1 protein-coding gene is annotated in these 312 nt (G+C 62.8%); it reads left to right on the forward strand.

Features of this window, described 5'->3' with window-relative positions; all coding sequences use genetic code 11:
* Positions 1-312 (forward strand): transporter substrate-binding domain-containing protein (locus tag QP415_RS11230; protein ID WP_285100116.1); only part of this gene is annotated, 312 nt, incomplete at both ends.

The raw sequence follows: 312 nt of genomic DNA on the forward strand, positions 1-312 counted from the left end.
GTGTCGAAGATCCCGACCGTCGACGAAATCGCCGCGCTCGTTCCCGACGAGGTCAAGGAGCGAGGCACGCTACGTAACGGCGCCTCCGCCGACTACGCGCCCGCGGAGTTCCTCGGTGACGATTCGCAGACCGCGCAGGGCTACGATGTCGACATCAACAAGGCGCTCGCCAAGGTCATGGGCCTGAACGAGGGAACGACCAACCACGCCGAGTTCCCGACCATCATTCCGGCTCTGGGCACCAAGTTTGACGTGGGCATTTCCTCCTTCACGATCACCTCCGAACGCGAGGAGCAGGCAAACCTCATCTCC

The sequence above is a fragment of the Pauljensenia sp. UMB3104 genome (assembly GCF_030217285.1).
Classification (GTDB): Bacteria; Actinomycetota; Actinomycetes; order Actinomycetales; family Actinomycetaceae; genus Pauljensenia.